This is a genomic window from Amycolatopsis sp. NPDC049159 (assembly GCF_040648295.1).
Lineage (GTDB): Bacteria > Actinomycetota > Actinomycetes > Mycobacteriales > Pseudonocardiaceae > Amycolatopsis > Amycolatopsis pretoriensis_A.
The window spans coordinates 243,017-249,354 of sequence record NZ_JBEZDL010000018.1; the positions used below are offsets into that span (position 1 = coordinate 243,017).

5 protein-coding genes are annotated in these 6,338 nt (G+C 69.5%); 2 read left to right on the forward strand and 3 right to left on the reverse strand.

Going from position 1 to position 6,338, the window contains the following annotated elements; all coding sequences use genetic code 11:
• Positions 1-23: 23 nt before the first annotated feature.
• Positions 24-761, forward strand: coding sequence for a WHG domain-containing protein (locus AB0B33_RS31300; RefSeq protein WP_247016351.1), 738 nt, complete (start codon positions 24-26; stop codon positions 759-761).
• Here the strand turns inward: AB0B33_RS31300 and AB0B33_RS31305 are convergent.
• The 3 genes from AB0B33_RS31305 to AB0B33_RS31315 form a co-directional block, all read right to left on the reverse strand.
• Positions 758-1,495 (reverse strand): SDR family oxidoreductase, encoded by a 738-nt coding sequence (locus AB0B33_RS31305; RefSeq protein WP_360778106.1) that lies wholly within the window; start codon positions 1,493-1,495, stop codon positions 758-760. The genes AB0B33_RS31300 and AB0B33_RS31305 overlap by 4 nt on opposite strands.
• A 90-nt stretch (positions 1,496-1,585) precedes the next feature.
• A complete protein-coding gene (leuS, locus tag AB0B33_RS31310) occupies positions 1,586-4,426 on the reverse strand; it encodes a leucine--tRNA ligase (protein ID WP_360778108.1) in 2,841 nt (946 codons plus the stop codon).
• Between the two features lie 154 nt (positions 4,427-4,580).
• The gene (locus tag AB0B33_RS31315; RefSeq protein ID WP_360778110.1) at positions 4,581-5,741 is read right to left on the reverse strand and encodes an esterase-like activity of phytase family protein; all 1,161 of its coding nucleotides are present in this window, start codon (positions 5,739-5,741) and stop codon (positions 4,581-4,583) included.
• A gap of 65 nt (positions 5,742-5,806) precedes the next feature.
• On the opposite strand from AB0B33_RS31315, the gene AB0B33_RS31320 reads away from it, so the two are divergent.
• A complete protein-coding gene (locus AB0B33_RS31320) occupies positions 5,807-6,226 on the forward strand; it encodes an SdpI family protein (RefSeq protein WP_247016343.1) in 420 nt (139 codons plus the stop codon).
• The last annotated feature ends 112 nt before the right edge of the window (positions 6,227-6,338 follow it).

Below are 6,338 nucleotides of genomic sequence, written 5' to 3' on the forward strand. Positions count from 1 at the left end.
TAGTAAGCACCTAGACTGTTCGGATGAGCCACCCCACCCGCAGGGGTCGCGCGCGTGCGGCTACCGAACAGGACATCCGGCGGACTGCCCGGAGGCTGCTCGTCGAGCAGGGGCCGGAGGCGGTCACCCTGCGCGCCATCGCGCGGGAGCTGGGGATCACCGCGCCTGCGCTCTACCGGTACTACGAGTCGCGGGATGATCTCGTCGGGAACCTGCGGCTGGACGTCTGCGCCGATCTGGCGGACGAGCTCGCCGAGGAGATCGCCGAGCTGCCGGACGACGGGATGCTGCAGCTGTTCGCCATCTGCAAGGGGTTCCGGCGGTGGGCGCTCACCCACACGAAGGAATTCACCCTCGTCTTCGCCTCGCCGACCGGCGGGGTGGGGTCGACGGCCGGGAGTGCGCTGAGCCGGGTCGACGAGCCCTTCGGGCGCATCTTCCTCGCCGCCGCGGGGCGGGTGCTCGCGCGGCACGACATCGTGCTGCCGTCCGCCAGCGGGGTGCCCGACGAGCTGCGGGACGACCTGAAGACGTTCCAGGAGTCGCTGGTCGCCGTGCTCGCCGAGTCCGATCGGGCCGTGCCGGTGGAGAAGATCGACCTCGGCGTGACGTACCTGATGATCCAGTTCTGGGCCCGGCTTTACGGGCACGTCACGCTCGAGGTCTTCGGCAACTACCCGATCCCGATGTCCAAGCCGGACGTCCTGTTCGAGGCGATGCTCATCGACCTCGCCCGGGAGATCGGGCTCTACTCCGGTTAGGCCGCGTGGCCGCCGTCCACCGACAGCACCGACGCCGTCACGTACCCGGCATCGGGAGAAGCCAGGTGCGCGACGGCGGCCGCCACCTCGGACGGTGTGCCGTAGCGGTCGAACGCCGTCAACGCCCGCTGGTCGGCCGCGTACGGGCCGTCGGCCGGGTTCATTTCCGTGTCCGTCGGGCCGGGGTGGACCAGGTTGACCGTGATGCCGCGCGGGCCGAGTTCGCGTGCCAACGCCTTGGTCAGGCCGACCATCGCCGCCTTGCTGGTCGCGTACAGCGCCATGCCCGGGCCGGGCACGCGGTCGGTGACGCAGCTGCCGATCGTGATCACGCGGCCGCCGTCGCTCAGGACCCCGGCCGCGGCCTGGGTCACCGCGAAGACGCCGCGGACGTTCACCGCCAGCACGCGGTCGACATCCTCCAACGAGGTTTCGGCGAACGCGCCCACGAACCCGACGCCCGCGCTGTTCACCAGCACGTCGAGCCGGCCGAATTCCGCCAGCACAGCCGAAACGGCGGCCGAAACCGCGGAAACGTCCGCCGAGTCCGCCTGGATCGCCAGCGCGCGACGGCCGAGGTTCTTGATCTGCTCGACCACCTCGGCCGCCCGCGCGGCGTTGTTCACGTAGGTCAGCGCGATGTCGGCGCCGTCCTCGGCGAGCCGCAGTGCCGTGGCCGCGCCGATGCCTCGGCTGCCGCCCGTCACCAGCGCCACCTTGCCGTCGAGGGTCATCCTCGGTTCTCCTGCGCTCGAACGGTTTTCCTTGACCGTTCAATCAAATCGAGAACCGGCGAGGAGCACCGGCGGCTTTCCGCCGTGGCGCTACAGGACGATGTTGACCAGCCGCCCCGGCACCACGATCACCTTGCGCGGCGCGCCGTCGCCGACCATCGACGCCACCTTCTCGTCCGCCAGCGCCGCGGCCTGGACCTCGTCCGGCGACGCGGAAGCCGGCACCGTGACCCGCGAGCGGACCTTGCCGTTGACCTGGATCGGGTACTCGACCGAGTCCTCGACCAGGTACTTCTCGTCCACCACCGGGAACGGGCCCTGCACCAGCGAATCGACGTGGCCCAGCCGGTGCCACAGCTCCTCCGCCAGGTGCGGGGCCAGCGGCGCCAGCATCAGCACCAGCGGCTCGGCCAGCTCACGCGGCGTCGACGCGGTCGCGCCGTACACCTTGGTGACGTGGTTGTTCAGCTCGATCAGCTTCGCGCCGGCCGTGTTGAACCGCATCTCCGCGTAGTCCTCGCGGACGCCCGCGATGGTCTTGTGCAGCACCTTGCGGTCCGCCTCCGAAGCGTCCTCTGTGGACACCCGCAGCTCGCCGGTCGTCTCGTCGACGACCAGGCGCCACAGCCGCTGCAGGAACCGGTGCGCGCCCACGACGTCCTTGGTCGCCCACGGGCGCGACATCGCCAGCGGGCCCATCGCCATCTCGTAGAACCGGAACGTGTCGGCGCCGTAGTTCTCGGCCATCTCGTCCGGCGTGACGACGTTCTTCAGGCTCTTGCCCATCTTGCCGTACTCCTGGGTGACCTCTTCGTCGTTGAAGAAGTACTTCCCGTCGCGCTCCTCGACCTGCTCGGCCGGGACGTAGACGCCGCGTGCATCCGTGTACGCGTAAGCCTCGATGTAGCCCTGGTTGAACAGCTTCCGGTACGGCTCCTTGGACGTCACGTGGCCCAGGTCGAACAGCACCTTGTGCCAGAACCGCGAGTACAGCAGGTGCAGCACCGCGTGCTCGACGCCGCCGACGTACAGGTCGACGCCACCGGTGTCGTCGGCGCCGTACTCGCCGGGGCGCGGCCCCATCCAGTACTGCTCGTTTTCGGGCGCGCAGAACGTCTCCGAGTTCGTCGGGTCCAGGTAGCGCAGCTGGTACCAGCACGAACCCGCCCAGTTCGGCATCGTGTTGATGTCGCGGCGGTACGTCTTGGGCCCGTCGCCCAGGTCCAGCTCGACCTCGACCCAGTCCGTCGCGCGCGCCAGCGGCGACGACGGCATGGAGTCGCGGTCCTCGGGGTCGAACGTCACCGGCGAGTAGTCGGCGACCTCGGGCAGCTCGATCGGCAGCATCGACTCGGGGACGGCGTGCACTTCGCCGTCTTCGTCGTAGACGACCGGGAACGGCTCGCCCCAGTAGCGCTGGCGCGAGAACAGCCAGTCGCGCAGCTTGTACTGCACGGTCCCGGTGCCGGCACCCTTTTCGGCCAGCCAGTCGATGATCGTCTTCTTGGCCTCGGCGACGTCCATGCCGTCCAGGAAGCCCGAGTTGATCGCCGGGCCGTCACCGGTGAACGCCTTGCCGTCGAAGCCTTCCGACGGCTGCACGGTCCGGATGATCTCCAGGCCGAACTTCTCGGCGAACTCCCAGTCGCGGACGTCCTGGCCGGGGACGGCCATGATCGCGCCGGTGCCGTAGCCCATCAGGACGTAGTCGGCGACGAAGATCGGGATCTGCTTGTCGTTGACCGGGTTCGTCGCGTACGCGCCGGTGAAGACGCCGGTCTTCTCCTTGTTCTCCTGCCGGTCCAGCTCGGACTTCCGCGACGCCGCGACGCGGTACTCCTTGATGGCGTCGGCGGGCGTCGCCGCGCCGCCGGTCCAGCGAGGATCGACGTCCTCGGCCCACGAAGCCGACGTCAGCTTGTCGACCAGCGGGTGTTCCGGCGCCAGCACCACGTAGGTCGCGCCGAACAGCGTGTCCGGGCGGGTCGTGAAGACCTCGATCGCGTCTTCGCCGGACTTGAACGTGACGCGCGCGCCGTGCGAGCGGCCGATCCAGTTCCGCTGCATGGACTTGACCTTCTCCGGCCAGTCCAGCAGGTCCAGATCGTCGACCAGGCGGTCGGCGTACGCGGTGATCCGCATCATCCACTGCCGCAGGTTGCGGCGGAAGACGGGGAAGTTGCCGCGCTCGCTGCGGCCGTCGGTGGTGACCTCTTCGTTCGACAGCACCGTGCCCAGCCCCGGGCACCAGTTGACCGGCGCTTCGGAGATGTAGACCAGCCGGTGGTCGTCGATGATCTTCTTGCGCTCCAGCGCGCTCAGCGACGTCCAGTCGCCGCCACCGGGCACCGGGCGCGAGCCGTCGGCGAACGCGGCTTCCAGCTCGGCGATCGGCCGGGCCTTGCCCGCTTCGGTGTCGTACCAGGAGTTGAAGATGCGCAGGAAGATCCACTGCGTCCAGCGGTAGTACTCGGGGTCGATCGTGGAGATGCGACGGCGTTCGTCGTGGCCCAGGCCCAGGCGCCGGATCTGGCGCAGGTAGGTCCGGATGTTCTCCTCGGTCGTCTTGCGCGGGTGCTGCCCGGTCTGGACCGCGTACTGCTCGGCCGGCAGGCCGAACGCGTCGAAGCCCATCGTGTGCAGCACGTTGCGCCCGATCATCCGGTGGTACCGGGCGAAGACGTCGGTGCTGATGAAGCCCAGCGGGTGCCCGACGTGCAGGCCGGAGCCCGACGGGTACGGGAACATGTCCTGGACGAACAGCTTGTCGCTGGGCACCGGCTGCCCCTCGACGGCGAGCGGCCCGACGGGGTTGGGCGCGTGGAAGGTGCCCTGGTCGGCCCAGTGGTCCTGCCAGCGCTGCTCGATCTGACCCGCCAGCGCGGCCGTGTACCGGTGCGCCGGGACGTCGGTCCCTGTTGTCTCGGTCATCGCCGTCTTCCTCCGTGGGAGCTACTCCAGAAACAACTCGACCCCTCAGCCACCAGGGCATGAGGGGTCGCCGCGCCGGCCGGGCCGGGCCCGGTCAGCGCGGCAGGCTAAGGAGCAGCCGAGCCGTGTTCATGCGTTCATCGTAACTTGCTGGTCAAAGCCGTTCCGCGGGGACCGCCAGTGCGGCGAACTGGGTGACCTGCGTGGCCGAGAAGTTGTTGTCGCTGACGATGATCAAGCTGCGCTCGCCGCCGGGCAGCTTCGGGCCCCAGGTCATGCCCTCCAGGTTGTCCACAGTGGACAAGCCGAGGTCGGCGGCGTCGAACAGGAACCGCTTCTTGACCGGCTTGACGTGCTTGGCGTCGGCCAGGGACTTGACGTTCAGGACGTTCGTCGCGCCCTTCGTGTCGATCTCGTAGACGCGCACCTTGTTGCCGACGCCGGTGACGAACGAGCGCTCCATCATCAGGAACTTCGTCGGGTCGGCCTGGTCGACGGCCAGCATCGAGGAGACGCCGGTGGTCGCGAACGCGCCGGCGGGCACCGGTGACGCGAAAATCGGCTCCTGCGGGTACGCGTACTGCGCCAGGACCGGCCCGAACCGCGACTGCAGGGTGATCCGCGAGAGCGCGCCGGTGGTCGTCGTCGGCTCGGGACCGTCCTGCAGGAGCGGGCCCTCGACCTCGCTGGCCAGCAGCGAGCCGAAGCCGGTGAAGGTGATGCCCTCGAGCACCAGGTTCTGCCGCGGGCCCGCCGTCGGCGTCATCTTCTCGTTCGCGGGGATCGGCAGGTCGCGGACGTACTTCCCGTCGCGGCGCGCCTCGCGGATCGACGGGTCGATCAACGTCGTGGCGGTGCGCTCGCCCTCCTGCGACCAGTAGTAGTCGCCGGTCCACGGGTCGACGCGCAGCTCCTCGGGGTCGATCGTCTGCTCGTTCTGCGGCTTCGAGGGGTCGTTCTGCGCGAGCGGCGGGTACGGCGTGCCGTCGGGGCGCAGCAGCGGCTTCGTGCCGGTGAAGGTGACCGGGCCGACGCCGTTCGCGGACACCGGGAAGGTCGCGGTGTAGAAGCGGGCGGGGTTGATCGCCGACCGGTCGTCGCAGATCAGCGCGTAGCCGCCGGTCCGCGGGTCGTAGTCGATGCTGGACAGGCCGCCGACCGTCGTGCCCTGGAACGCCAAGGCGTTGGGGACGATCTGCTCGCCGAGCAACCGGACGGGTCGCTGGTGACTCTCGGTGGCGCTCGCCGGCGCGGCGGCGAGGATTCCCCCGATCAGGGCAGCGGTCAGGACGGTGGGCAGTACACGCGGTGACATGGCCTGTAGCACAGTCGATCAGGGTATCCGGCAGGTTGCCGGGACGTCACGCTTATCCTTGACCCGTGTTCGCTATCGCGCTGGTTCCGGTCGTGCTGGGTCTGCTCGTCGGTTTTGGTGGGTTCCTCGGATTCCGCGAGCGCTTGACGCGCGAAGGCGGCACCGGGGTGCGCACGCAGGCGGCGCTGCGCAGCGAAGAGGCGTTCAAGCTGGCCAACCGCGTCGCGGGCCTGCCGACCATGGCCGGGGGCGCGATCGCGGTGCTCACCGGGCTGGCCGGGCTGGCGATGCCGACGACGGGCGGCCTGATCTCGGCCGCGCTCGCGGGCGTGCTCGCGATGCTCCTGCTGGTGATGGGCGGAGGCGTGCTCGGCAACCGGGCCGCGCTGACCGTGCCCCCGCCGGCCCCGGCGGCGCCCGCCGGGTGCAGCGGCTGCGCGTGCGGCGCCGGCGGCTGCGGCGTCTTCAAGAAGGAAGACGCCTAGGGCGTGTCTGACAAAATTTTCGGCGGGTCGCTGGAATGCTGGCGGGCGTGTCGCGGTTTCAATTGCTTTCCGACGATCAATGGACCTTGATCGAGGACCTGCTGCCGGTCCG

What these genes read in the sequence shown, in the direction of transcription:
- AB0B33_RS31300 (WP_247016351.1), top strand. Translation starts at nt 24, where the DNA reads ATGAGCCACCCCACCCGCAGGGGTCGCGCGCGTGCGGCTACCGAACAG.
- AB0B33_RS31315 (WP_360778110.1), bottom strand. Translation starts at nt 5,741, where the DNA reads ATGTCACCGCGTGTACTGCCCACCGTCCTGACCGCTGCCCTGATCGGG.
- leuS (WP_360778108.1), bottom strand. Translation starts at nt 4,426, where the DNA reads ATGACCGAGACAACAGGGACCGACGTCCCGGCGCACCGGTACACGGCC.
- AB0B33_RS31305 (WP_360778106.1), bottom strand. Translation starts at nt 1,495, where the DNA reads ATGACCCTCGACGGCAAGGTGGCGCTGGTGACGGGCGGCAGCCGAGGC.